The 24,039-nt window shown below is 43.2% G+C and carries 19 protein-coding genes; 8 read left to right on the top strand and 11 right to left on the bottom strand.

Going from position 1 to position 24,039, the window contains the following annotated elements; genetic code table 11:
• Nucleotides 1-426: 426 nt before the first annotated feature.
• A complete protein-coding gene (locus Q5H80_RS05010) occupies nucleotides 427-2,544 on the top strand; it encodes a methyl-accepting chemotaxis protein (protein ID WP_304569034.1) in 2,118 nt (705 codons plus the stop codon).
• Nucleotides 2,545-2,717: 173 nt separating this feature from the next.
• Here the strand turns inward: Q5H80_RS05010 and Q5H80_RS05015 are convergent, their stop codons facing one another.
• The 5 genes from Q5H80_RS05015 to dinG form a co-directional block, all read right to left on the bottom strand.
• A complete protein-coding gene (locus Q5H80_RS05015; RefSeq protein WP_304569035.1) occupies nucleotides 2,718-3,851 on the bottom strand; it encodes a cupin domain-containing protein in 1,134 nt (377 codons plus the stop codon).
• 43 nt (nucleotides 3,852-3,894) lie between these two features.
• Entirely contained in the window at nucleotides 3,895-4,065 is a 171-nt protein-coding gene (rsmS, locus tag Q5H80_RS05020) for a pleiotropic regulatory protein RsmS (RefSeq protein WP_086049099.1), read from the bottom strand.
• Nucleotides 4,055-4,603: a primosomal replication protein gene (locus tag Q5H80_RS05025; RefSeq protein ID WP_304569036.1), complete on the bottom strand. Its 549-nt coding sequence runs from the start codon at nucleotides 4,601-4,603 to the stop codon at nucleotides 4,055-4,057. Before Q5H80_RS05025 ends, rsmS begins: the two co-directional genes overlap by 11 nt.
• 30 nt (nucleotides 4,604-4,633) lie before the next feature.
• Nucleotides 4,634-5,413: a TSUP family transporter gene (locus Q5H80_RS05030; protein ID WP_009846330.1), complete on the bottom strand. Its 780-nt coding sequence runs from the start codon at nucleotides 5,411-5,413 to the stop codon at nucleotides 4,634-4,636.
• A 128-nt stretch (nucleotides 5,414-5,541) separates the two neighbouring features.
• Nucleotides 5,542-7,617 carry an ATP-dependent DNA helicase DinG gene (dinG, locus tag Q5H80_RS05035; protein WP_304569037.1) on the bottom strand — a complete coding sequence of 692 codons (2,076 nt, stop codon included), beginning with the start codon at nucleotides 7,615-7,617 and terminating at the stop codon, nucleotides 5,542-5,544.
• A 513-nt stretch (nucleotides 7,618-8,130) separates the two neighbouring features.
• Between dinG and Q5H80_RS05040 the strand changes: the two genes are divergently transcribed.
• Nucleotides 8,131-9,132 (top strand): porin, encoded by a 1,002-nt coding sequence (locus Q5H80_RS05040; RefSeq protein ID WP_304569038.1) that lies wholly within the window; start codon nucleotides 8,131-8,133, stop codon nucleotides 9,130-9,132.
• Between the two features lie 140 nt (nucleotides 9,133-9,272).
• On the opposite strand, the gene Q5H80_RS05045 is transcribed toward Q5H80_RS05040, so the two are convergent.
• A complete protein-coding gene (locus tag Q5H80_RS05045; RefSeq protein WP_304569039.1) occupies nucleotides 9,273-10,001 on the bottom strand; it encodes a pseudouridine synthase in 729 nt (242 codons plus the stop codon).
• Between the two features lie 339 nt (nucleotides 10,002-10,340).
• Between Q5H80_RS05045 and Q5H80_RS05050 the strand changes: the two genes are divergently transcribed.
• Nucleotides 10,341-12,566: an NADP-dependent isocitrate dehydrogenase gene (locus Q5H80_RS05050; RefSeq protein ID WP_304569040.1), complete on the top strand. Its 2,226-nt coding sequence runs from the start codon at nucleotides 10,341-10,343 to the stop codon at nucleotides 12,564-12,566.
• A gap of 318 nt (nucleotides 12,567-12,884) precedes the next feature.
• On the opposite strand, the gene cspD is transcribed toward Q5H80_RS05050, so the two are convergent.
• Nucleotides 12,885-13,106: a cold shock domain-containing protein CspD gene (gene cspD / locus Q5H80_RS05055; protein WP_009846336.1), complete on the bottom strand. Its 222-nt coding sequence runs from the start codon at nucleotides 13,104-13,106 to the stop codon at nucleotides 12,885-12,887.
• A 589-nt stretch (nucleotides 13,107-13,695) separates the two neighbouring features.
• On the opposite strand from cspD, the gene clpS reads away from it, so the two are divergent.
• Nucleotides 13,696-14,016, top strand: coding sequence for an ATP-dependent Clp protease adapter ClpS (gene clpS, locus Q5H80_RS05060; RefSeq protein ID WP_304569041.1), 321 nt, complete (start codon nucleotides 13,696-13,698; stop codon nucleotides 14,014-14,016).
• A gap of 39 nt (nucleotides 14,017-14,055) precedes the next feature.
• The gene (gene clpA / locus Q5H80_RS05065; RefSeq protein ID WP_304569042.1) at nucleotides 14,056-16,329 is read left to right on the top strand and encodes an ATP-dependent Clp protease ATP-binding subunit ClpA; all 2,274 of its coding nucleotides are present in this window, start codon (nucleotides 14,056-14,058) and stop codon (nucleotides 16,327-16,329) included.
• Nucleotides 16,330-16,554: 225 nt separating this feature from the next.
• On the opposite strand, the gene infA is transcribed toward clpA, so the two are convergent.
• From infA to aat, 3 genes are all read right to left on the bottom strand, one after another.
• A complete protein-coding gene (gene infA, locus Q5H80_RS05070; protein ID WP_001040192.1) occupies nucleotides 16,555-16,773 on the bottom strand; it encodes a translation initiation factor IF-1 in 219 nt (72 codons plus the stop codon).
• An 81-nt stretch (nucleotides 16,774-16,854) separates the two neighbouring features.
• Complete coding sequence (locus Q5H80_RS05075; RefSeq protein ID WP_304569097.1) at nucleotides 16,855-17,553, bottom strand: arginyltransferase; 699 nt, start codon at nucleotides 17,551-17,553, stop codon at nucleotides 16,855-16,857.
• Nucleotides 17,553-18,263 carry a leucyl/phenylalanyl-tRNA--protein transferase gene (gene aat / locus Q5H80_RS05080; RefSeq protein WP_304569098.1) on the bottom strand — a complete coding sequence of 237 codons (711 nt, stop codon included), beginning with the start codon at nucleotides 18,261-18,263 and terminating at the stop codon, nucleotides 17,553-17,555. Before aat ends, Q5H80_RS05075 begins: the two co-directional genes overlap by 1 nt.
• Nucleotides 18,264-18,316: 53 nt before the next feature.
• Between aat and Q5H80_RS05085 the strand changes: the two genes are divergently transcribed.
• Nucleotides 18,317-18,772, top strand: a complete 456-nt coding sequence (locus Q5H80_RS05085) for a glycine zipper 2TM domain-containing protein (protein ID WP_304569099.1) — start codon at nucleotides 18,317-18,319, stop codon at nucleotides 18,770-18,772.
• 162 nt (nucleotides 18,773-18,934) lie between these two features.
• The gene (gene aroA, locus Q5H80_RS05090; RefSeq protein ID WP_017097711.1) at nucleotides 18,935-20,215 is read left to right on the top strand and encodes a 3-phosphoshikimate 1-carboxyvinyltransferase; all 1,281 of its coding nucleotides are present in this window, start codon (nucleotides 18,935-18,937) and stop codon (nucleotides 20,213-20,215) included.
• Nucleotides 20,216-20,293: 78 nt separating this feature from the next.
• Here aroA and Q5H80_RS05095 read toward each other — a convergent pair whose 3' ends face one another.
• Entirely contained in the window at nucleotides 20,294-20,539 is a 246-nt protein-coding gene (locus Q5H80_RS05095; protein WP_009846345.1) for a YciN family protein, read from the bottom strand.
• 439 nt (nucleotides 20,540-20,978) lie between these two features.
• Here Q5H80_RS05095 and topA point away from each other — a divergent pair, with 439 nt between their 5' ends.
• Nucleotides 20,979-23,609 carry a type I DNA topoisomerase gene (topA, locus tag Q5H80_RS05100; protein ID WP_304569100.1) on the top strand — a complete coding sequence of 877 codons (2,631 nt, stop codon included), beginning with the start codon at nucleotides 20,979-20,981 and terminating at the stop codon, nucleotides 23,607-23,609.
• The last annotated feature ends 430 nt before the right edge of the window (nucleotides 23,610-24,039 follow it).

Consider the following 24,039-nt stretch of genomic DNA (forward strand, 5'->3'; position numbering starts at 1 on the left):
GCGCGAGATATTAGAGATTGAACGCCTACTTAGCAACCAAAAAGTGTGACGTTGATCAAGATAAAAATCTATAGATTGGATTATAAAAACTAATCCGAATCTGCTGAGGTTATAAAATAAAAAGGAGTCATCGGCTTCCTTGAAATGTTGCCATTACTATGAATCAATTTGCGTTATTAATGACCGGAAGCGTAGGCACAAAGAAGCCTAAGTCTGACAAGCTGAAAGCTCTTGAAATCAAAGCAATAACAGACAAAGCACACGATTTATTAACATTTCTATAAACTTTCGTTTTATATGCACGTAATTTGTGCTGTAATTATCCGCTAAGCTATTCGTCTAACTCATTCACATTGTGCATAGCAGTTTGTTACCAATGTGATGGTTACGGTTATGGAAGTCTTTTGGCTTAAATAAGGATATTAAATGCGCTCTCTATCAGTACAGTGGAAAATAACTCTCTTAGCAGGTTGTTGTTTAATCATTACGTCACTGTCTCTCATTGGTTTCTCGATCTACAACGCGACGAGCAATCAACAGGTCATAAAATCTCAAAGTTCAGAATCGGTGATTAACAAAACTCAACAGTTGTTGGCATCCGTTTCTCAGCTTAATGCTCAAGAAACTCAACGTTATGTCGATGAAGCTATTTATCGAGCAGAAATGTTGGCTTCTAGTGCCCAGTTTCTAAAGAACAACGCAGACGAAAACTTTACCCCAAGTGAAGAGCTTCGTACTGCGTTAGATGAAATGGTTCGTCGTTCCGTTTTGAACTTTGATTCTATTCAAGGGGCTTACCTAGTCTTCAAGCCCGATTTACTTGATGCAGAAGATGATAATTATGTCGATGCTGAATATGTTGGCTCTAACGAAAGGGGGCGTTTTGCTCCTTATTGGAAGGTCGCAGATAATGGCGAGAATGTTCTGCCGAATGTGCTATCAGAATCAACATTGAGTGATGACAGTAATAGCGAACGCTTTTTCTGTCCTTTGTCATCTGGACAAACGTGTATTAGTACGCCAAGAGTCGTGAGTAGCGGTGGTCAAGAACTGCTTACGTCTTCAATTTCGGTGCCTATTTTAGTTGATGGTATGGCGATTGGTTTCTTGGGCATCGACCTAAGGCTAGATGGTTTAACCGATGTTGTAACTCAATCAGATCAAAGTTTGTTTAATGGTGCCGGTGCGGTTTACGTTGTTAGTTTAGACGGTTCAGTTATCGCCTCTGATGACCAAAGCATTGCGCTTGGTTCGAGTTTTCAAAGTAACAATACAAGTAGCGATCTAATGACTGACTTTATCTTCGGTGGTGAAGTTACGACTCAGTGGAGTGAGAATGGTGAGTGGTTACTCGCATTTGCACCGGTTGGCGCAGCCAATCAAACTTGGGGTGTGCTGTTTGAGATTCCAAGAGAGAGTGTGGTTGCTGACGCGAACCAATTGGATGCCATTATTAGTACTAAGCTAAGTGAGGGTATTAAGACTGAAGTGATTGCGGGTATTAGCTTTATTCTTTTCGGTCTAGCGATCATCGCTTTTGCTTCTCTGTCCATTGTTAAACCTATTCGACAGGTGGTTGAGAGACTGAACGATATTGCTTCTGGTGAAGGTGATTTAACGCAACGCTTGGAAGTGAAATCTCAAGATGAAATTGGTCAGTTGTCACAAGGGTTTAACCTGTTCTTAGATAAGCTTCAACACACGATTAAAGAGGTGATTCAGACCACAGAGCAAGTGGCGAGCACGACAAGCCAAGCGAAGGCCTCTGCATCAAGTACTCGCGAAAGTAGTGAGTCTCAGTTTAAAGAAGTGGATCTTGTGGCGACCGCGGCAGAAGAGATGACTCAGACTTCGGGCTTAGTGGTACAAAATGCTGAAATAGCCGTTGATGCCGCTTGTGAAGCGAATCGTTCTGCTCAGCAAGGCCAACAGGTTATTGAACTTTCTGCCGGTGAAATGAGAAAGCTGGTGGATCGTATGTCGAGCGCTGTGCCTATTGTTGAAGAGCTAGCCAAGAATAACGGAAACATTACAGAGATCTTAAGTGTGATTGAAGGGATCTCTGAGCAAACCAACTTACTGGCATTGAATGCCGCGATTGAAGCGGCTCGTGCTGGTGAGCAAGGTCGAGGTTTTGCCGTCGTTGCTGATGAGGTAAGAAACCTCGCAAGTCGTACACAGTCATCGGTTGGTGAAATCAGAGCTGTGATCGACAAGGTCCACGCGGGCACTCAAGATGTCGTTGAAGCGATACAAGAAGGTAATATTCTCGCTAACGACACGGCATCACATGTTCAAAAAGCGGTCGAAGATCTGGGTTCGATCTTTACTTCTATAGAAGCGATCAGTGATATGAACAACCAGATCGTGAGAGCGGCAGAAGAGCAACAATCGGTTTCCGGTGAAGTGAACCAAAGTGTCGTTAATATCCGTGATTTGAGTGCGAAGATCTTGGATCAAGCCGCAGCTTCTGAACAAGTGGGCAGCGAAATTGACCAACTGTCCCAACAGCAGCAGAAATTGGTGAATCAATTCAAGGTCTAGCAGTTCAAGGTTTAGTCATTCAAGGTCGGTCTAGTTGTTCACGGTTTAGTGATCTAAATTTATTAAACGTTTGAATAGAAAAAAGGACAAATGAAATCTTCATTTGTCCTTTTTATTTTCTTGGGCTCTAACGCTTTAGGGCTTGGCGATATCCGCGAAACCGATGAACGAAGTTAGTCTTCGATAAACCAGTAACCTTTATTCACTAATTCTGTCACGACTGTTACACCTGAAGGAGAAAGATTAGTTGTTGAGTTAATTACCGAATCATCACACAGTACGTTTAGTAGCGACGAATCAGCCAGTTCAACTTTAACGACTTCCCCATTGATGTAAGCTGTGTTGCTTTCATTCTCATGGTAAAGCGCTTTTAACCCCGATACTCGACAGATCTCGCCTTCTGACTCTAAGTGCTGGGCGATCTCTTCTTCTGTCCATAATGGCTCAGGAGCGACGATATCTAACTGGTGGCGTGATTGGCTTAGCAGACAACCCATGAATTCACTGATGGTTTCAGGTTGCTCTAGTGCAGATTTCAACATGTCAGTGAGATTGCTTAAATCCGATGAACGAATTTTGCCGTAGCCTTCTTGCGTTTTGAACTCTGGATTATGCAGGTGAACGTCACCCATATCATGAGCAAGTACAAAGTCGGCAAAGTTGCTGATCAGCTCTTGCTCTTTAGGGGAGCGGTAGCCAATAGAGTAGCTCATTGACGGCTCTAACGTGTTCCCTTCATGCGGGAAACCTGGTGGGATATAAAGGATATCGCCTGGCTCTAAAGTTTCATCAATGATCGGGTCAAAACCTTCAATTTGACGAAGTGCAGAAGCTTGAACGGTCTCTTTGTATTGGCCAACATCTTTCGCGCCGACTTTCCACTGGCGTTTACCTTGGCCTTGAATGATGAATACATCGTATTGATCAATATGGGGGCCAACGCCACCTTCTGGGGCTGAATAGCAGATCATTAGATCGTCGAATAACCAGTTTGGTAACGCTTGGAACGCTTCAGTCAGCTGATTGGCTCCTTGATGCCAGTGGTTAGCTGCTTGAACGATCAATTGCCAATGTGTTTCAGTGAGTTCGCCAAATTTCTCTTCTGAGAATGGACCATGTTCTGCAGTCCATTGGTTGTCGAGGTTAGAGACAAAGCGAGAATCCACTTCTTCTTCCATCGATAAACCAGCAAGTTCTTCTGGCGAAATTGGGTCGATGAAGTTTTGGAAGCCACCTTTCAAGATGGTTGGTTTTTTATGCCAGTAGTTTTCAAGAAACTCGGGCATAGAAAAGCTAAGTTGGTACATGTGAATCCTGTATGTTTTTATGCTAGATGCTAGATGCTAGATGCTAGATGCTAGATGCTAGTTTGGCTTGTAAATCTTGTTGGACAATCTTAATTGCTTCTAACGCAACTTTTGGATCGATTTCGTTGCTTTCGAGCAGATAGATCAGGTCGACAGCTAACTTAACTTCTTCTGGGGCGTTATCCAGTGGTGATGATGGGTTATCAGTGCTCATTTCGCTTAGGGTTCTCTAAGTTGATCAGTCTTTCAATATTTTTCATGGAGTCTTCGCAGCGTTCTAATCGTTCTTTTGCTAATTGCCAAACCTCGTCCGCTTTTTTCTTGCTGTGGCGAGGCGCAGATTCAAACGCTAACTTGCGTATTCGTACTAAATCGACCAATCGCTTTTGCCAATCTTGATGCTGAGCGAGTTCGTTATATAGGTCGTTAAGGTTTTTCCCTGACTTACTTTTTCGATCTAACCTTAAATCATGATTGGCTAACTCTCTTTGGACAGCTGCTATTTGATTGGTTAGCTTTTCAGTCAGGTAGGTCGCGCGAGATGCCGTGAGCTGATTATTGGCCTGCTCTCGCAATATGGTGCGGTACGTTGCCTGAGCTTCGAGTGCGTAGGGCAGTAAAATAGAAGAGCTGCACTTAAACAAGGTTCTATCAAACAACGCTTGATGATAAGCCCCTCGAGATTTATCAACCTGAGAGCAATGGCCAATTAAGGTATCAATGACGCTTTTTAATTTAGAGAAATGATTCATTTTACTTACCTTGGGCGACTGCCTACTGGGCTATAAGGTTACAAACCAAGCTTCGTAAGCCAGCTTAATCGCAAGTACGCTTACAACAGTAACAAAAACAGGTCGTATAAATGTAGCACCGAAACGAATAGCAGAATGTGCCCCAACAAATGCTCCAGCCATCAAACAAAGACCCATAGTTAAGCCAAGAACCCAATCAATATGACCAAGAATCGCGAAGGTCACCAAAGAGGTGAAGTTGCTGGTGAAGTTCATTGCTTTAGACAAACCAGAAGCAAGTAAGATATTTAGGCGATAAAGCGCCATCGAGCTCACAGTCCAAAAAGCGCCGGTTCCGGGGCCTGCAACACCATCATAAAAGCCGAGAATGAATCCTTGGTACTTTTGCTTTCTCTTAAGTACTGGGCATGGTTTAGGAGACACATTATGGCTCACGTCTGGAGTCTTATGAAAAATGGTATAGACCGCTGCTGCAAGAATGACTAGCGGTAATACCTTCTCTAACCACTCTGTGCTTATGGCATCGACGGTCAGGGTGCCGATTGTTGCACCTATTAAAGTAGATATGAATGCATTGACCCAACATTCAGGTTTGAACAGCTTCTTGCGATAGTAAGTAAAAGCGGCTGTTGATGAGGCGAACGTTGCGGCCAGCTTATTAGTGCCGAGTGCAATGTGTGGTGGTAAACCAAGCGATAATAAAGCTGGGACAGTTAACATCCCTCCGCCACCGGCGACAGCATCAATAAAGCCTGCAGCAAATGCAACCAAGGCAAGTATGACCAACATGGTTGGCTCAATCATTTCCATAAATAGCTAGTGTTCTCGTTATCGGCTGTTCGGGCAGCCACATGAAAAATCGAGGGATTAGTCATGTTGGGTTGTGAATGCAAGGGCCTAGCGATGGCAGGCCCATTACTACCTCGAGGGTAGGAAAATTAGTATTTTATTGTTCTTTTAAAAGGCGGTAGTGAATCGAGTAGGGACTTTCCGTATCGCTTCGTGACTATGCGTCTATCAAGGATCGTGACTTTACCAGAATCTCGTTCCTTACGCAGCAATCTACCCACCGATTGAATAAGCTTTTTACTCGCTTCGGGAACAGTAATCTGCATAAAAGGATTACCGCCACGAGATTCAATATATTCTGAATGTGCTCGCTCTACAGGAGAGGTCGGAACCCCAAAAGGAATCTTGGTAATAACGAGGTTTTCAAGCAGCTCGCCCGGTAGATCGAGACCCTCAGAAAAGCTACCCGTTCCAAAAAGAACGCTGGTTTTACCTTGGTCAATGAGCTTTTTATGTTTTTTTAGAATTTCAGTTCGTGAAGTATCACCCTGAACCTGTAATGCCCACGACTTTTTAACGAAATCTGTTGCCAAAGCCTCGGCCACTTGGTTCATTTGCCAATAAGAAGAGAATAGAACGAGATTGGCTTTGTTGTCTTCTATTACCTTAGGCAATATTTCAATAAGATATTCAGTAAACTGAGGTGCTTGCGGTTCATACTTCATTGCAGGAATAACCAGCTCAGCTTGGTTCTGGTAATCAAACGGCGATGCCAAAGCAAGAAATTGTACACCATCTTCTGCTTTTTGGCTGATACCTGATTGATGACAAAAAAAGCTGAAAGAGTTGAGCGCCCTCATGGTCGCAGATACTAACACTGCACCAACACAACGACTCCAAATCTGTTGGTCCAGTTGCCAACCGACTTCTAATGGTGAGACATTAACAACAAAGTCCCCCTCGCTTTCTTTGCTTAATTCAAGCCAACGAGCCAAAGGCGCCCCTTTTTCTCTCTTAGGTTCAGCCATTAATCGCCAAACTTGAGCAAGGTTTTCTGTTCTTTGTATATAGAAGCCAATCTCTGCAAGCGCAGGCTCTGCAAGCTTTGTTGAAAGCTCTCCATCTTTGACTCGTTCTGCAATCAAGTCTGCAATTTTCGCAACGGCTTGGCTCGCCTTTTGCGTTAATTGCTTGAGATCTTTCGATTCGCTTTCTAACCATTCAGGTAAGTCGCCATGCTCGAAGCGATACAAGCCATCTTCAAAGTGGCTAGCGTCAAACTGTTTACTCATTTGAGTCAGGGTCGGGATCAGTTGTTGTACCGAGTCTTGCAACTCATTTCTAAATCGATGAACACGTTTCTCGTCTGCTAGCCCCGAAAGCTTAGTGATCGATTGATTCAAACGCTCTAACCAAGAGGCCGCACCTTTTAAGCTTGCGGCCGCAGAGGAGTGATCTCTTGCTACATGTGGCAAGTGGTGAGCTTCATCAAATATATAGATGCTATTTTCTGGTTCTGGCAGTATCACACCGCCGCCTAGGTCCGCATCAGCCATCACTAAACTGTGATTGGCGATAATCACGTCCGCTTTATCTAGCTCTGAGCGCGCTTTCTGGAAAGGGCAGTCTCTGTGTGTAGGCATACTGTTGTTACAGCTGTGCTTATCACTGACGATCATCTGCCAAATCATGTTGTCGATAGGTTTTGGCCAAGAATCACGGTCGCCATCCCATTTACCTTGAGTCAAACTACGGTACATGGTTTGCAGTTGTTCGATGTCTTTCTTTTTTGGTTTGGATTCGAACATGGCCATTTGACCGCCATCAACCCCACACGCAGCGGCTAACTTCTCTGTACAACAATAACGCTGCCTACCTTTTGCAAGAATGAAAGAAAACTCTCTATCAGTAAGTCTTCTATATAGGGGGAGATCTTTATTGACGAGTTGTTCTTGTAGCGCAACCGTTGCTGTTGAAATGACGATTTTCCGATTGTTGAGTACCGCAACAGGAATTGTTGCCATCAAATAAGCCAGTGATTTCCCGATCCCGGTACCTGCTTCAGCAACAATCATGCGATTACTTTTGTGGTATTGACCACAAAGTGTCTTGGCTATTTCTGCAACAAGGTAATTTTGAGCACGTCGAGGTACAAAGTTATCCAACTGATCTTGGAGGTTTTGATAACTGGTGCGTATAGAATTTTGAATTTTAGTAGTTAGCATACTGTGACCTACGTAACGGAGCGAGGATAGTAGCACATATCACTAGTCGGTACATTTACCGCAAAACAGCTTGCTTTTGAATCAAAGGTAGATCTCGTTCACAAAAAAAAACTGAACCTTCAGGAACTTAACGATTTTATTTATGTTGCGAAATATATATATTAAAAAACCGCACGATGCAGGTGTTATATTCTGTGAATTAAGCTTTTAACCCATTATTGCGGAGTGTTGTACTGACTTGTTCTTTATTTGGGCTATTATATTTCCCTTGAAAATTAAGGGTAAGTTGCTCGTAAAATGATGAAAAAAAATGTAAACCTATGATTTTTATGTGTTTTTGTTTTTTTTAGGTTTGTTTTTAGTTTATTTGACACGCAGGATAATCTTTTGCAATCTAGACCACGAAATTTAGTGGCGGTGATTAACTACCAAAGAGTAGTAATGACCAGTCATAAAAAATAAAAGGGAACCGGGCAAGGATCTCCCATTCTTAGAAAAGGCAGTGGATTTATTATGAAAAAGACTCTATTAGCTCTAGTAGTAGCAGCAGCTTCTACTTCTGCATTCGCAAACGTTGATACTCAAAACTCTAAGCCAAATTTTGAGTTTGACCCAATGCACAAAGACCAGTTCTCAGTTTCTGGTGCAATCGGTCTTGGTGGTTACTACGATACAAAAACTAAAGCTCTTTACGATGATTGGGCTACTGCAGTAACAGTTGCGACTATCTACCAAAACAACCGTCTACGTGGTTACGTAGAAGTTGATCTAGAGCTAAACTACAGCACAGATGAAGCTAAGAAAAACATTCAATCTGGCCCTGCAACTGACCTAGATAAAGCATGGTTAGGTTACGAAACTGATTTCGGTCTAGTATCTTTCGGTTGGGAAAATGATACTGCACTTGATAAAGTTGATGGCGCTGGCGACAACACTTACGAGTTCGGTTCTTCTGCAGGCGACACTTCTGACGCATTCAACGTAATCAAGTTTGAAGGTAAGGCATCTGCATTTGCATACGGTATCTCTACTTTTGAAACTGATGATAACCGTGAAAAAGCTGAAACTGGCTACAACGGCTACTTCGGTGTAGAGCAAGAGACTTACAAAGTTTACGCTGGTTACGAAACTCGTGAAGCTGGTAAAGAAGACCAAGAAGTTATCTCTCTATCTGGTAACGTAACTCTAGGTGCAGCATCTCTAGGTGCAAACTTCTGGGTTAACGATAACGAGACTAAAGCTAAAACAGGTTCTACGGACACTGGTTACTACCTATCAGGTTCTTACGCAGTAACTGAAGCTCTAAAACTTGCTGCAGGCTACAACGCTGTTGAAACTGACTTCCAACTTGCTGGTAAAGCCGATGTTGATATGTCTCGCGTAAACATCGCTGCTATGTACACTCTTAACGACCGTGTTGACATGGGTATCGATATCCTACGTGACCTTGACACAAAGTCTGCTGATCAAGGTAACGAGACTGCAGTATTTGCTGCAATGTTCTACAGCTTCTAATAGTTACTTAATTAGTAATTGTTAAACGTTGATAAAAGCCAGTCTTACGACTGGCTTTTTTGTATCTGGAATTTGCCCGTTGCATATAAAAATGGCCGCTGAATCAGCGGCCATTTTATTTGGTTATTTCGTCGTTGGTTTCAAACTTCTTTCCATTCACCTGGCTGAAGCTGACCCACGTCCATATTGCCCATTGAGTAGCGGATTAGACGCAGGGTAGGGAAGCCTATGTTTGCCGTCATTCGTCTTACCTGACGGTTACGTCCTTCGATGATGGTAATAGCTAACCATGTTGTTGGTATCGCCGCTCTGAAGCGCACTGGCGGTGTTCTGTTCCAAATCTCAGGTTCTTGCATCACTTGTACTTCTGCAGGCAATGTCATGCCATCTTTTAGTTCCACACCTTTTCTCAGTTTATCTAGATCTTTCTCAGAAGGTGCACCTTCAACCTGTACCCAATAAGTCTTGGGTGATTTTGAGTTCGGCTGAGTCAACTTAGCTTGAAAGATGCCATCATTGGTCAAGACCAATAAACCTTCACTATCGCGATCTAAGCGGCCAGCAGCATAAACATCTTTTACTGGAATAAAATCCGCTAGCGTTTTTCTACCTTCGCCATCAGTGAACTGGCTGAGCGTATCAAAAGGCTTGTTGAATAGAATCACTTTGCGATCTTCGGGGGCTACCTTAGGCTTTGCGTGGGTAGGTTTACCTTTATATCGGTGTTTGCTGGAGTACGGTTTTTTGTGTGAACTGCCAGTGTCATTTTTACCACTGTGTTGATTCTGTCTATTACCGCTTTGTTTTAATGTGGTACCAGAACGAGCCGGTTTGTCTGAACGAGATGCGCTGCGTGAGCGAGTAGACATGTTAACTACCTTGCAAAAATGTAAACGAAGTGTGCTGAAAAGTTTTCACGGAAACGGAATTGAGCTATCATTTGCGCGCCTAAAAGACACAAAATAGAACAAGTTGATGGACTCTTAAGCCTGATTTGTTTAATTATACCTTCGTGTTTTATTATAACTGGCTCTTTTATTAAAACAATGCACTCACGGATTTGGCTCATGCTGTCGTCAAGATTGCATGAAAAATAAGATAGAGTACGACTATCGAGTAAGCAGTTTTCACTCTTAGAGTGGCTTACTGGTCAATTTATAACACTCTCACTGCTTTAAGTGAGCTTGTAAGAACTATAGGGAAATTTCATGCCTACTGAAAAACCAACGATCATCTATACCATTACTGACGAAGCTCCGGCGCTAGCAACTTACTCTCTGCTGCCTATCATTCAATCTTTTACGGCTTCTTCTGGTATTAACGTTGATACTCGCGACATTTCACTTGCAGGGCGCATTATTGCCAACTTCCCTGATTACTTGAACGTAGAGCAACGTATTGGTGATGCATTAGCTGAACTAGGTGAATTGGCTAAGACACCAGAAGCGAACATCATCAAGCTTCCAAACATCTCTGCATCTGTACCTCAACTTCAAGCAACAATCAAAGAACTTCAGTCAAAAGGTTACGCACTTCCTAATTACCCAGAAGAAGCAAACACTGACGAAGAGAAAGCCGTTAAAGCAACTTACGATAAAATAAAAGGCAGTGCAGTAAACCCTGTGCTACGTGAAGGTAACTCGGATCGCCGAGCTCCACTTTCTGTTAAGAACTACGCGAAGAAAAACCCACACTCAATGGGTGCATGGTCTGCAGATTCTAAGTCGCACGTTTCAAGTATGGACGACAAAGACTTCTTCGGCAGCGAAAAATCAGTAACAATTGAAGGTGCTACAGAAGTTAGCATTGAATTCGTTGGCAAAGATGGTGCGAAGAAAACTCTGAAGCCAGCTTTTGCATTGCAAGATAAAGAGATCATTGATGCGTCAGTGATGAACAAGGCCGCTTTGGTTGCATTCTTCGAGAAAGAGATCGCATCGGCTAAAGAGCAAGGCGTATTGCTTTCTCTTCACATGAAAGCGACGATGATGAAAGTATCTGACCCAGTGATCTTTGGTCATGCGGTTAAGGTTTACTACAAAGACGTATTCGCTAAGCACGGTCAACTGTTTGAAGAGCTTGGCGTTGATGTAAATAACGGCATCGGTGATGTCTACGCGAAGATTGCAGCGCTTCCTCAAGAGCAGAAAGAAGCGATTGAAGCTGACCTACAAGCGGTATACGAGACTCAACCACCACTAGCGATGGTTGATTCGGATCGCGGCATTACTAACCTACACGTTCCAAGCGACATCATTGTTGATGCATCTATGCCTGCAATGCTACGTTCTTCTGGTCAAATGTGGGATCCAGAAGGTAAGCAAAAAGATACCAAAGCTATGATCCCTGATCGCAGCTACGCAAGCATCTACCAAGCAGTTATTGATTTCTGCAAAGAGAATGGTGCTTTCGATCCAACAACAATGGGTAGTGTACCAAACGTTGGCTTGATGGCTCAAAAAGCTGAAGAGTACGGTTCTCACGATAAGACTTTTATCCTTGAAGCTGCTGGTCAGGTTCAAGTGGTTGATGCTTCAGGTGCAGTACTGCTTGAGCAAGACGTAGAGGAAGGCGATATCTTCCGTATGTGTCAGGTTAAAGATGCACCAATTCAAGACTGGGTTAAGCTAGCGGTAACTCGTGCTCGTGCTTCGGGTGTTCCTGCAGTATTCTGGCTAGACGCGTCTCGTGCGCATGATGCTCAGCTTATTAAGAAAGTTGAAGCTTACCTTCCTGAATATGATACCGATGGTCTTGAAATTAAGATCCTTGCTCCTTTAGAAGCAACTCAGTACTCACTGGTTCGTATCAAAGAAGGTCTAGATACGATTTCGGTTACAGGTAACGTATTACGTGATTACCTAACTGATTTGTTCCCAATCCTAGAGCTTGGTACGTCAGCTAAAATGCTATCGATTGTTCCACTTATGAACGGTGGCGGCCTGTTTGAAACAGGTGCTGGCGGTTCTGCGCCTAAGCACGTTCAACAAGTAGAGAAAGAAAACCACCTGCGTTGGGACTCTCTTGGTGAGTTCTTGGCACTAGCGGCATCTCTAGAGCACCTAAGCGTAGTTACGGGGAATGCTAAGGCACAAGTTCTCGCTGACGCGCTTGATAAAGCGACGGGTGAATTCCTAGATAACAACAAGTCTCCTTCACGTCGAGTGGGTGAGCTTGATAACCGTGGTAGCCACTACTACCTTGCAGCATACTGGGCGAAAGCGCTGGCTGAGCAAACGGTTGATGCTGACCTTGCTGCTGAGTTCGCAGGTGTTGCAACTCAATTGGCTGAAAGTGAAGAAGCTATTGTTGCTGAGCTGAATAACGCTCAAGGTCCAGCTGGCGACTTAGGTGGTTATTACCTACTTGATGATGCATTGGTTTCATCACTAATGCGCCCAAGCTCAACGCTAAACGCATTTATTGACGCATAGTGATTGGACTCATCGTTAGTAAGTCATGAACATGATTTACTAACGAGTTGCTTGGTCTGGAAGTTAAGTCACAGATAAAGTCAAAACGAAAGACGCTTTAACGATAACGTTAAAGCGTCTTTTTTTATTCATAATGCTTCCTAGACCTAGCTAAAGGGATCTCTCGGGCAAATTGTACTGTGAATAGCTTTTATCTCTCAGATCGAAAAACCGCCCATTTAAGCCTGTATTACAGGTATGAAATGAGCGGTTTCAATGTTCTGCTTACCTGACAGTCGTCAATTAAGACTGATAGAGATCTACATGTTTGGCAATCGCCTATTTTACGGCGCTGCCTTCTACAGGAACAACGGAGCTAGCATGGGAGCCTTTAGGTCCACTTTCTACTTCATAATCGACCTGTTGACCTGCCTTTAAGGTTCGATAACCTTCCATTTGTATTGTGGAGTAGTGCGCGAAAATATCGCCATCTTCACCTTCTGGACAAATAAAGCCAAACCCTTTGGCATTGTTAAACCATTTTACTGTACCTGTAGCCATGCTATACATCCCTCATGCATTTTGTTACTAACGTTGTTATATCAAATCAATGTAAGTTCGATTGATATTATTCCTATCAACTAAACAATTTCAGCTGATAGCTTGAATCTCATACATTGCTTACGGAAATTAACGCTACCCTGCGTAATTATTCCTTATTATAAATTTTTAACGCTTATTACTAGGTTTAGAATCGTGTTACGAAGTTGTATCAGAAAAACCTTTTAGCTCCAATGTAGCTAATGATTGAGTACAGTCAATAGCAAATTGGTATAAAAATGATCAATTTTAATAACAAATCACATTCGAGATTGACTGCATACTATTAACTAAATAGTAACTTAACGACGATCTTATCGTCACCATCAATAGTTGTGGTGTCTTTTTAATCAATCACATATGTTAATCCTGTTAATCGAGATCTTTTATTTGCAGCGATGGAAATGGTGGATTAGGCTCAGTATAGAGGAATATTTTTTGGTACTGTTTCTTGGTGCAGTTTCTTAGTACACCGTAATGCGTGAATGTGGTAAATTTGAGTTAACTAAACATTCACGACTTCCGAAAAATAACCCTTAGCAAAGCTAATATGAGCAGAAACTTTGAATGGGCATCTCCAGGCTCAGATTTACTGGAGAAAGAGAGAACGAAAGTAAAGCCACCGGCAATGTATAACGTTGTATTACATAACGATGACTACACGCCCATGGACTTTGTAATCGAGATCCTAGAGCGACTTTTCTCACTAGATATCGAAAAAGCAACGGAAGTGATGCTCAAGGTTCATTATGAAGGTAAAGCTATTTGCGGCACATACAGTGCTGAAATAGCGGAAACAAAGGTAGCGCAGGTAACGATGTACTCAAAGGAAAATGAGCATCCGCTACTATGTACAATGGAGCAAGTGTAAATTGCTCGAACAACACTGTTGTTCCCTTAGGAGGTACTTATGCTAAATAAAGAATTAGAGACGAGTTTAAATGGCGCATTTTCTCGTGCGCGAGACAAGCGACATGAATTCATGACTGTCGAACACCTCCTACTAGCATTATTAGAAAATGATGCGGCCAAGGAAGCGCTCCAAGCTTGTCAGGCTGATCTCGATGCTCTTCGCAATGAGCTCGATATTTTTATCGACCAAACGACGCCACTCATCCCTGAAAGCGACGAGACTCGTGAAACCCAGCCCACGCTGAGTTTTCAACGAGTACTTCAGCGCGCTGTTTTTCATGTTCAATCTTCAGGTCGCAGCGAAGTAACCGGTGCAAATGTACTTGTGGCTATTTTTAGTGAGCAAGAATCTCACGCGGCGTATCTTCTTAAGAAAAACGACATTAGTCGCTTAGACATAGTGAACTTTATTTCACACGGTATTACCAAAGGCAGTAGTGAAGGCGATAGTGGTTCATCTCCTGATTCATTTGGTGGTGCAGAGAATGCCGAAGAAGCTAACTCAGAAGACCGTCTAGAAAACTTTGCAACCAACCTTAACGAGGTAGCAAAGCAAGGTAACATTGACCCACTAATCGGTCGTGACAAAGAACTAGAACGTACTGTTCAAGTTCTGTGTCGTCGTCGTAAGAACAACCCTCTATTAGTGGGAGAGGCGGGTGTAGGTAAAACTGCTATCGCTGAAGGGCTTGCATGGCGCATCGTTGAAGGCCAAGTACCTGAAATTATTCAGAGCAGCGTGATTTACTCTTTGGATATTGGTTCACTGCTTGCGGGAACGAAATATCGTGGTGATTTTGAGAAGCGCTTTAAAGCGATTCTGAAGCAACTAGAGAAAGAAGAAGACGCCATCCTGTTCATCGATGAGATCCATACCATTATTGGTGCGGGTGCAGCATCGGGTGGCCAGGTGGATGCGGCAAACCTAATTAAACCACTATTAAGCAGCGGTAAATTACGTTGTATTGGCTCAACCACTTACCAAGAGTACAGCAGTATTTTTGAGAAGGAGCGTGCTTTATCTCGTCGCTTCCAGAAAATCGATATTGTTGAACCATCGCTAGATGATACAACCAAGATTCTGATTGGCTTGAAGCCAAAATACGAAGCTCACCACGAAGTACGTTACACCAACAAAGCGTTACGTGCCGCTGTAGAGCTGTCTGCTAAGTATATTAATGAACGTCACCTTCCAGATAAGGCGATTGACGTTATTGATGAAGCGGGTGCTCGTAGTCGTTTGGCGCCAGCAAGTCGTCGTAAGAAGACAGTGAGCGTGGCTGATATCGAGTCGATGGTTGCGAAAATGGCTCGTATTCCTGAAAAGTCAGTATCATCTTCAGACAAAGATACGCTGCAGAAACTGGATGACCGCATGAAAATGTTGGTATTTGGACAAGACCCAGCGATCGATGTATTGAGCGAAGCGATCAAGCTAACTCGTGCAGGGTTGGGTGCAGACAATAAACCTGTTGGTTCATTTTTGTTTGCTGGCCCTACTGGTGTCGGTAAAACAGAGGTGACTGTTCAACTGTCTAAATTGATGGGTATTGAGCTTCTGCGCTTTGATATGTCTGAGTACGGTGAGCGTCACTCGGTAAGCCGCTTGATCGGTGCGCCTCCTGGTTATGTTGGTTATGATCAAGGTGGTCTGCTAACCGATGCTGTTATCAAGAACCCACACTCTGTTGTGCTACTTGATGAGATCGAGAAGGCACACCCAGATATCTTTAACTTGTTATTACAAGTGATGGATAACGGTACTTTGACGGACAACAACGGTCGCAAAGCAGATTTCCGCAATGTGATCCTAGTGATGACGACCAACGCTGGTGTCGCAGAAACCGAGAAGAAATCGATCGGTTTGATCCAACAAGATCATGCGCCAGATGCGATGGGTGAAATCAAGAAGGTATTTACTCCTGAGTTCCGTAACCGTCTTGATAACATCATCTGGTTCAACAGCCTTGATCCAAGTGTGATAAGTCAAGTTGTTGATAAGTTCATTGTTGAGCTTCAGGTCCAACTGGACGCTCGTGGTGTATCTTTAGAGGTTTCTGAGGATGCTCGTCATTGGTTAGCTGAAAGAGGCTATGACAAGACCATGGGCGCTCGTCCGATGGGACGTGTGATTCAAGAGAAGCTTAAAAAACCTCTTGCTAATGAGTTGCTGTTCGGAAGTTTGGTTGACGGCGGTACGGTTAAAGTATCTCTGAAAAAAGACGAACTGGATTTCATCTATGTTGGTGCGAAAGAAGAGGTTATGCATTAGGCATAGTTCTTAAACACTAACGGCTTATAAAGAGCACTGAGTACAGTTAATCACGATACTAAACGCATGACTTCGGTTGTGCGTTTTTTTATGCTTGCTAGATGCTAGATGCTAGATGCTAGATGCTAGATGCTAGGTTGGCGTTGCTGGAGTGGGGAAAAAGTTCAGGCGATAAAAAACGGAGCCTTGAGAGCTCCGCTTCTTATCGTATTCGGTAATTAAAAATTAACGAGCACGGAAGACGATGCGGCCTTTAGAAAGGTCGTATGGAGTCATCTCAACAGTTACTTTATCACCAGTAAGAATACGGATGTAGTTCTTACGCATTTTACCAGAGATGTGTGCTGTCACTACGTGACCGTTTTCAAGCTCAACACGGAACATTGTGTTTGGTAGAGTATCAAGGACAGTGCCTTGCATCTCGATTACGTCTTCTTTAGCCATCTAATCCTCTTTCGAAATTTGGCGGTTTTCAACGGCTTGATTGTGCCGTTAAAATCAAAATATGTAAAGTTGTCGCGTATTCTACCCTTGCCACCGCTGATTTACTAGCCTTTGATGACGTTGAAATCGTACTTTATAGTTCATCGCAGGGCATTCATCGATTTGATAACCCAAATATAACCATTGTTTTTGTTCTTTCTGGGCATGTTGGATCTGGAATAGAACGCCAAGAGTTCCCATAGAAATGTCGATATCAGGGTCGAAGAAGGTATAAAACGCGCTCGTACAGTGAGGCATGATGTCTGTAACGGCAATGCCGACTAACTGCCCCTCATCATAGATGTGCATGAACTTTGTAGCAAGCCATTCATTTTTAGAGAAACGCAGAAACTCTTCTTTCTTCGGTGGATACATGGTTCCCGAACGGTGGCGAGCGGTTATATAGCGGCTATACAAGTCAAACCAGTTGTCATCCATTTCATCTTTCAGCTCCCAACGCAGTGCTTTGGCCTTGTTGAGTATTCGTCGTTGGCTCTTGGAAAACTGGACCTCGGGAATCGAAAGTCGAATCGCTTGGCACGATGAGCAATTATCGCAATGTGGTTTATAAATGGTTGTTCCACTGCGGCGAAATCCATTCGCAAGCAGGACTTCATAGTTATCTGCTGTGTGCATGTGTTCATCAAGCGTGACTGCCACTCTTTCTTCGAGATGGGGTAAGTAACTGCAAGCGTGATTGTCTGTTAATCCAATTCTGATTTGTTGTAAATCTGGATTCATTAAGGCATTTCCTTTAGCCATTGTTTTTTGAAACATGCATCGTTAACGGACGTTTCTTTGAGTAATTGAAGAGAACTTAGGAATTCATCCCTATCAACCTCGATAGCGCCCAAGGATTCCAAGTGTGGGTTCATGACTTGGCAATCAATGAGTTGTCCGCCGAATAGTGTAAAGTGCTCACAAAAGTACCATAGTGCAATTTTAGAGGCATTGGTCTTCAGGCTGAACATCGACTCGCCGCAAAAGACTTGGCCTCTTTGTAACCCATAAAGCCCGCCAATCAGCTCGTCACCTTGCCAAACCTCAACTGAGTGGCAGAACCCTAATGAAGCGAGTTCACGGTAGGCTGCTTGCATGTCATTGTTTAACCAAGTTTCCTCTTCGGGTCTCAGTGAAGAGCAATAACCAATTACTCTGTCCGTCGCTTGGTTGATGCTGACACGGTAATTCTGTTTTCGTTGAAATTTTTTAAGACTTTTTGATGGTTCGAATGTCTTAGGATTAAATACCGCTCGTGGTGCAGGGCTCCACCAAAGTATAGGCTCTCCTGGGCCATACCATGGAAATATACCTTGGCTATAAGCGTTCAAAATTCGCATCGGTGACAAATCACCCCCGAATGCGAGTAGACCGTTGGGTTCATCAAGCGCGTCGAAGGGCGAAGGAAACTCTATACTAGTAGTATCAAGTTCGGTTAGGTATATAGTCATAAGTACCGCATTACAGATTAATCACTGACCAATAGGTCTTTAGGAGTTTTACCATGAAGAAGTTGCTTTGGATTTTACTTGTTTTGCCCATGTTGGCAAATGCAGCTTACGACAGAAACCAAGCCAGACCAGTGAATGAGGTCGTTTACGGTGAGGTTGATACGGTCAGGTACATTACCCAACAGGAGATCGTAGAGTCGAAAGCGAATGGTTGGGAAACCTTGTTGGGTGCGGCAATTGGTGGTTTGGTTGGTAATCAGTTTGGTGGCGGCACAGGTAAAGAAGTCGCAACGGCGGTTGGTGCTGTAGCGGGGGCGGGGATCGCTCGTAATCGCGGTAATACGCAATATCGGGTGGAATATAAACTCGTTGAATTATTGGTTAAAACCAAGGATGACAATCTGGTTAACATCATTCAAGACGTTGACAATTCGATGTTGTTCAATAGAGGTGATGATGTGCGGATTCTCTATTTTTCAGATGGCGTTCGAGTTGATCTAGTGTACTAGTATATAAATGTGTTTGGTTGGCTAATTAATCGCCTTTATCGAGGGGATTAGCTCTGGAGTTCGTTGGAAAAGTTCGTTAGTCTGCAAGTACGAAGAATTATTCATCATCCGAAAATAAATACGCGCCAGTGACTTCGGGTGGTACAAGGACTATAAGAACTAATGGAAAGCCTTACGTTACAACCAATTCAGAAAGTGAGTGGGGAAGTTAACCTACCTGGCTCAAAAAGTGTTTCTAATCGTGCGCTTCTTTTGGCTGCACTTTCAACGGGAACAACTCGCCTAACAAACTTACTAGACAGTGATGACATTCGTCATATGTTGAATGCATTAACACAGTTAGGTGTTGATTATCAGTTGTCTGCAGACAAAACAGTTTGTGAAGTGACAGGTGTTGGTGGTGCATTCTCAAGTGACAAAGCCCTAGAACTTTTCTTAGGTAACGCGGGTACAGCAATGCGTCCATTGGCGGCTGCACTTTGTTTAGGTCGCGGTGAATACGTTCTTACTGGTGAGCCACGTATGAAAGAGCGCCCAATTGGTCACTTAGTGACTGCACTGCAAGAGGCCGGCGCCAACGTCGAATACTTAGAAAACGAAAACTATCCACCATTGAAGATCACAGGTACCGGTCTGAAGAGCGGTACGGTTTCTATCGATGGTTCTATCTCTAGTCAATTCTTGACGGCATTTTTGATGGCTGCACCTTTAGCTGAAGGCGAAGTGACCATCAAAATCGAAGGTGAATTGGTTTCTAAGCCTTACATCGATATTACGCTGCATATCATGAAGCAATTTGGTGTGGATGTTATCAACAATGACTACCAAGAATTTGTGATTCCAACTGGGCAATCTTATATAGCACCCGGTGATTTCTTGGTTGAAGGTGATGCGTCATCAGCGTCATATTTCCTTGCAGCCGCTGCTATCAAAGGTGGTGAGATTAAAGTGACAGGTATTGGCAAAAACAGTATCCAAGGTGATATCCAATTCGCTGATGCACTTGAGAAAATGGGTGCTGAAATCGAATGGGGTGATGACTACGTTATCTCTCGTTGTGGTGAGCTAAAAGGCATTGATATGGACTATAACCATATTCCAGATGCGGCGATGACAATTGCGACAACGGCTCTGTTTGCTAAAGGAACAACCGCAATCCGCAATGTTTACAACTGGCGTGTGAAAGAGACGGATCGCTTAGCGGCAATGGCAACAGAACTACGTAAAGTGGGCGCTGAGGTGGAAGAGGGTGAAGACTACATCATTGTTAACCCTGTGGCTGAACTGACACACGCGGCGATTGATACTTACGATGATCACCGCATGGCGATGTGTTTCTCGTTGGTTGCTTTGAGTGACACTCCGGTGACGATCAATGATCCAGGTTGTACATCAAAGACATTCCCTGACTACTTCGATAAGCTGAAAATGCTGAGCCTATAAAAATACTAAGTCTATAAAAATGATAAGTATATAAAGGTCCAGGAACAAAAAAGCTTGCCTAGATGGCAAGCTTTTTAATTATTGCTGAATTGTAAATTCTTTCGAAAGGTGATGCGCCAAGTACTTAAACATGTTAAATACCGCGGTTGTATTTTCTGTCGGCATTCCATTGTTGTCTAAGAAGTATTCACCTTTGAAAATGAGTACATCGTCTTTTTCTACTACGCTGTTTGCGCGCATGCCTTCAATGTAGTCATCATGTGATTGGATAATTTGGTTTGCGATAAGCAGTAAATCAAATTCTGCTATTACTTTCTTTGTCATGAGTTTATCTCTGATAACTGAATATAACGTTGAGTTTATGGTGTCGAACTAGAAATTCAATGATTTCACAACCGATTAAGAGAGTCTTTTCAAACATCCACAATTTATTTTGTGATTTATGACAAAAATAATTGAATGGGGCTCGCGTTAGATTCGCCGACAAGCTTAGTATGAGCGCGTTTAGACGTAATGCCTGATGAATAGGCTCTTGCAAGTATTCTTAGTGAGTACTTTATAGCTTCTTTATATTGTGGCTCTTTTCTCTATGAGTCGTCGAATTGTCGAGCGATCAGATCCAATTTTGAAAAAAGCGGTTGATCTTCTAGTAATCTCGCACAATAGTAAAAAAAGAAGCAATGAATTTAGAATATCATGCGTAAAAGCCCACAAGTAAAATTGTTGGTGCTGAAGCATCGTGATTAAGGACGTTAGAGTCAATATGGGTAAATCGCTCGTTATAGTGGAGTCGCCAGCCAAGGCTAAAACTATCAATAAATATCTTGGCAAAGACTTTGTCGTTAAGTCGAGTGTAGGTCACGTTCGTGATTTACCAACGGCGGGTCAAAGTACTGGTCAAAAGGCTGCTGCAGTTTCAACCAAGGGTATGAGCCCAGAAGATAAAGCTCGTATCAAGAAAGAAAAAGATCGCAAAGCTCTTATTAAAAAGATGGGTATAAACCCTTATCAAGAGTGGGAAGCTAATTACCAAATCTTACCGGGTAAAGAAAAAGTCGTTGCTGAATTGCAAAAACTGGCTGAGAACGCAGACCATGTTTATCTCGCAACCGATTTGGACCGCGAAGGAGAAGCTATCGCATGGCACCTTCGTGAGATCATCGGTGGTGATGAAACGCGATACAAACGAGTGGTTTTTAACGAAATCACTAAAAATGCTATTCAACAAGCTTTCGAAACTCCAGGTGAGCTAAATATCGACGGCGTAAACGCACAACAAGCACGACGTTTTATGGACCGTGTTGTTGGCTTTATGGTGTCACCACTGCTTTGGAAAAAAGTAGCACGAGGCCTATCCGCTGGCCGTGTTCAATCTGTAGCAGTAAAACTACTGGTTGAACGTGAGCGCGAGATCAACGCTTTTATCCCTGAAGAGTTCTGGGATGTGCATGCTGATACCAAAACTGCAGACAAAACAGATTTCAGACTGCAAGTCGCTCAAAAAGACGGTGTTGCGTTTAAACCTGATAATGAAGCGCAAACACAAGCTGCAGTAAGCGTTTTAGAAAAAGCGCAATACGAAGTATGTAAACGTGAAGACCGCCCAACAAAGAGTAAGCCGTCTGCACCTTACATCACGTCGACTCTGCAACAAGCGGCGAGCACACGTCTTGGTTACGGCGTAAAGAAAACCATGATGTTGGCTCAACGTTTGTATGAAGCGGGTTACATCACTTATATGCGTACTGACTCAACCAACTTGAGTTCAGAAGCTGTAGAAGCCGCACGTGAATACATTGGTTCTGAGTTTGGCGCACAATACCTTCCACCGAAGGCGCTTGTATACGGCAGCAAAGAGGGCGCACAAGAGGCTCACGAAGCGATTCGTCCTTCAAGTGTCGATGTTAAGTCTGAAGACCTAAACGGCGTAGACGCAGACGCACACAAGCTTTACTCGCTGATTTGGAATCAATTTGTTGCATGTCAAATGACACCTGCGCAATACGATTCAACAACGGTAAGCGTTAAAGCTGATGAGTACACGTTAAAAGCGAAAGGTCGTATTCTTAAATTTGATGGTTGGACTCGCGTTCAACGTCCAATGGGTAAAAATGAAGATACGATTCTTCCTGCTGTGCAGGTTGGTGAAAAGCTAGACCTAATCGCATTAGACCCTAAACAGCACTTCACTAAGCCGCCGGCCCGCTTTACTGAAGCTGCGCTAGTTAAAGAACTTGAGAAGCGTGGTATTGGTCGCCCTTCAACGTACGCATCAATCATCTCTACGATTCAAGACCGTGGTTATGTAAAAGTTGAACAGCGTCGTTTCTATGCTGAGAAAATGGGTGAAATTGTTACTGACCGTCTAGATGGTAGTTTCAATGATCTAATGAACTATGACTTTACGGCTCGTATGGAACAGAAGTTAGACCAAATTGCAGAAGGCGAAGCAAGCTGGAAAGGCGTGCTAGATAACTTCTTCGAAGACTTTACTGGCGATTTGGAAAAAGCCGATTTAGATGAAGACGCTGGTGGCATGAAGCCAAATCATATCGTTGAAACCGATATTGAGTGTCCAACTTGTAGCCGTAAAATGGGTATTCGTACAGCTTCGACTGGCGTATTCCTAGGTTGTTCTGGTTATGCACTTCCACCAAAAGAGCGTTGTAAGACAACCATTAACCTTGGTGATGAAGACGGTATTATCAACGTTCTTGAAGAAGACGTTGAAACCGCAGCCCTTCGAGCGAAAAAGCGTTGTCCGATTTGTGAAACGGCAATGGATGCTTATCTGATCGATGATAAGCGTAAGATGCACGTGTGTGGTAACAACCCTAATTGTGAAGGTTATGTGGTTGAACACGGCGAATTTAAAGTGAAAGGCTATGATGGTCCGCTTGTTGAGTGTGACAAATGTAGTTCTGACATGGTTCTGAAGAATGGTCGTTTCGGTAAATACATGGACTGTACGAGTGAAGATTGTAAGAACACTCGTAAGATTCTGAAAAATGGCGAAGTAGCGCCGCCGAAAGAAGACCCAGTGCACTTCCCTGAACTTCCATGTGAAAATTCAGATGCATACTTCGTACTTCGTGATGGGGCTTCTGGTTTGTTTATGGCCGCGAGTAATTTCCCTAAATCACGTGAGACACGTGCACCATTAGTGGAAGAGCTGGTTCGTTTTAAAGACCGTATTTCACCTAAATTCCAGTATCTGGCATCAGCACCTGTTGCTGACCCTGATGGCAAGCCGACAGTGGTTCGTTTTAGTCGTAAGACAAAAGAAAACTACGTTCGTACCGAAGTGGACGGTAAACCTTCAGGTTGGACCGCTTTGTACATCGACGGTAAGTGGGAAGTTACGGATAAGCGTAAAAAGCCTAAAGAGAAGTAACTGAATATGTGACCCGATCTGATATGGGTTGGCATTTTATTGATGAAAAAGCAGCCATTAGGCTGCTTTTTTTTGATCTAAATATGACTAATTATGCTGTCTCTCGATCGTCAGCCTTACCTGTGTTCAGCTATTAAATTCAGGCCGTGAAATAAATGGAATGGATAATAATCTTTAATTATGCAACTTTAACGTGATTGTAACTTAATTAAAATATTGTAAGTCACAGGTCAGGTTTTAGTTGTATACCTCATGTGTTCTAGGTGTTAACTAAATGTTTCATAAAAACGGTGTAGTGTGAGCTGCTTTAAGTCTTAGGAAAGCAATCGGCTTACATAACACAGAATGGCGTATTAAAAATTGAAATCGGCCGGAAAGTCGATAACGTATATAAAACCAAGTGCAAACAATAGTGCACACTTAACAACGT

Origin of the sequence: Vibrio sp. SNU_ST1 (assembly GCF_030563405.1) — a bacterium.
GTDB lineage: Bacteria > Pseudomonadota > Gammaproteobacteria > Enterobacterales > Vibrionaceae > Vibrio.

Excerpts from the sequence above, each read along its gene's own strand:
- Q5H80_RS05040 (WP_304569038.1), top strand. The coding sequence starts at position 8,131 with ATGAAAAAGACTCTATTAGCTCTAGTAGTAGCAGCAGCTTCTACTTCT.
- Q5H80_RS05010 (WP_304569034.1), top strand. The coding sequence starts at position 427 with ATGCGCTCTCTATCAGTACAGTGGAAAATAACTCTCTTAGCAGGTTGT.
- clpA (WP_304569042.1), top strand. The coding sequence starts at position 14,056 with ATGCTAAATAAAGAATTAGAGACGAGTTTAAATGGCGCATTTTCTCGT.
- rsmS (WP_086049099.1), bottom strand. The coding sequence starts at position 4,065 with ATGAGCACTGATAACCCATCATCACCACTGGATAACGCCCCAGAAGAA.
- Q5H80_RS05015 (WP_304569035.1), bottom strand. The coding sequence starts at position 3,851 with ATGTACCAACTTAGCTTTTCTATGCCCGAGTTTCTTGAAAACTACTGG.
- infA (WP_001040192.1), bottom strand. The coding sequence starts at position 16,773 with ATGGCTAAAGAAGACGTAATCGAGATGCAAGGCACTGTCCTTGATACT.
- Q5H80_RS05050 (WP_304569040.1), top strand. The coding sequence starts at position 10,341 with ATGCCTACTGAAAAACCAACGATCATCTATACCATTACTGACGAAGCT.
- aroA (WP_017097711.1), top strand. The coding sequence starts at position 18,935 with ATGGAAAGCCTTACGTTACAACCAATTCAGAAAGTGAGTGGGGAAGTT.
- Q5H80_RS05025 (WP_304569036.1), bottom strand. The coding sequence starts at position 4,603 with ATGAATCATTTCTCTAAATTAAAAAGCGTCATTGATACCTTAATTGGC.
- Q5H80_RS05045 (WP_304569039.1), bottom strand. The coding sequence starts at position 10,001 with ATGTCTACTCGCTCACGCAGCGCATCTCGTTCAGACAAACCGGCTCGT.
- Q5H80_RS05095 (WP_009846345.1), bottom strand. The coding sequence starts at position 20,539 with ATGACAAAGAAAGTAATAGCAGAATTTGATTTACTGCTTATCGCAAAC.
- Q5H80_RS05030 (WP_009846330.1), bottom strand. The coding sequence starts at position 5,413 with ATGGAAATGATTGAGCCAACCATGTTGGTCATACTTGCCTTGGTTGCA.
- aat (WP_304569098.1), bottom strand. The coding sequence starts at position 18,263 with ATGACTATATACCTAACCGAACTTGATACTACTAGTATAGAGTTTCCT.
- Q5H80_RS05085 (WP_304569099.1), top strand. The coding sequence starts at position 18,317 with ATGAAGAAGTTGCTTTGGATTTTACTTGTTTTGCCCATGTTGGCAAAT.
- clpS (WP_304569041.1), top strand. The coding sequence starts at position 13,696 with ATGAGCAGAAACTTTGAATGGGCATCTCCAGGCTCAGATTTACTGGAG.
- Q5H80_RS05075 (WP_304569097.1), bottom strand. The coding sequence starts at position 17,553 with ATGAATCCAGATTTACAACAAATCAGAATTGGATTAACAGACAATCAC.
- cspD (WP_009846336.1), bottom strand. The coding sequence starts at position 13,106 with ATGGCTACAGGTACAGTAAAATGGTTTAACAATGCCAAAGGGTTTGGC.
- dinG (WP_304569037.1), bottom strand. The coding sequence starts at position 7,617 with ATGCTAACTACTAAAATTCAAAATTCTATACGCACCAGTTATCAAAAC.
- topA (WP_304569100.1), top strand. The coding sequence starts at position 20,979 with ATGGGTAAATCGCTCGTTATAGTGGAGTCGCCAGCCAAGGCTAAAACT.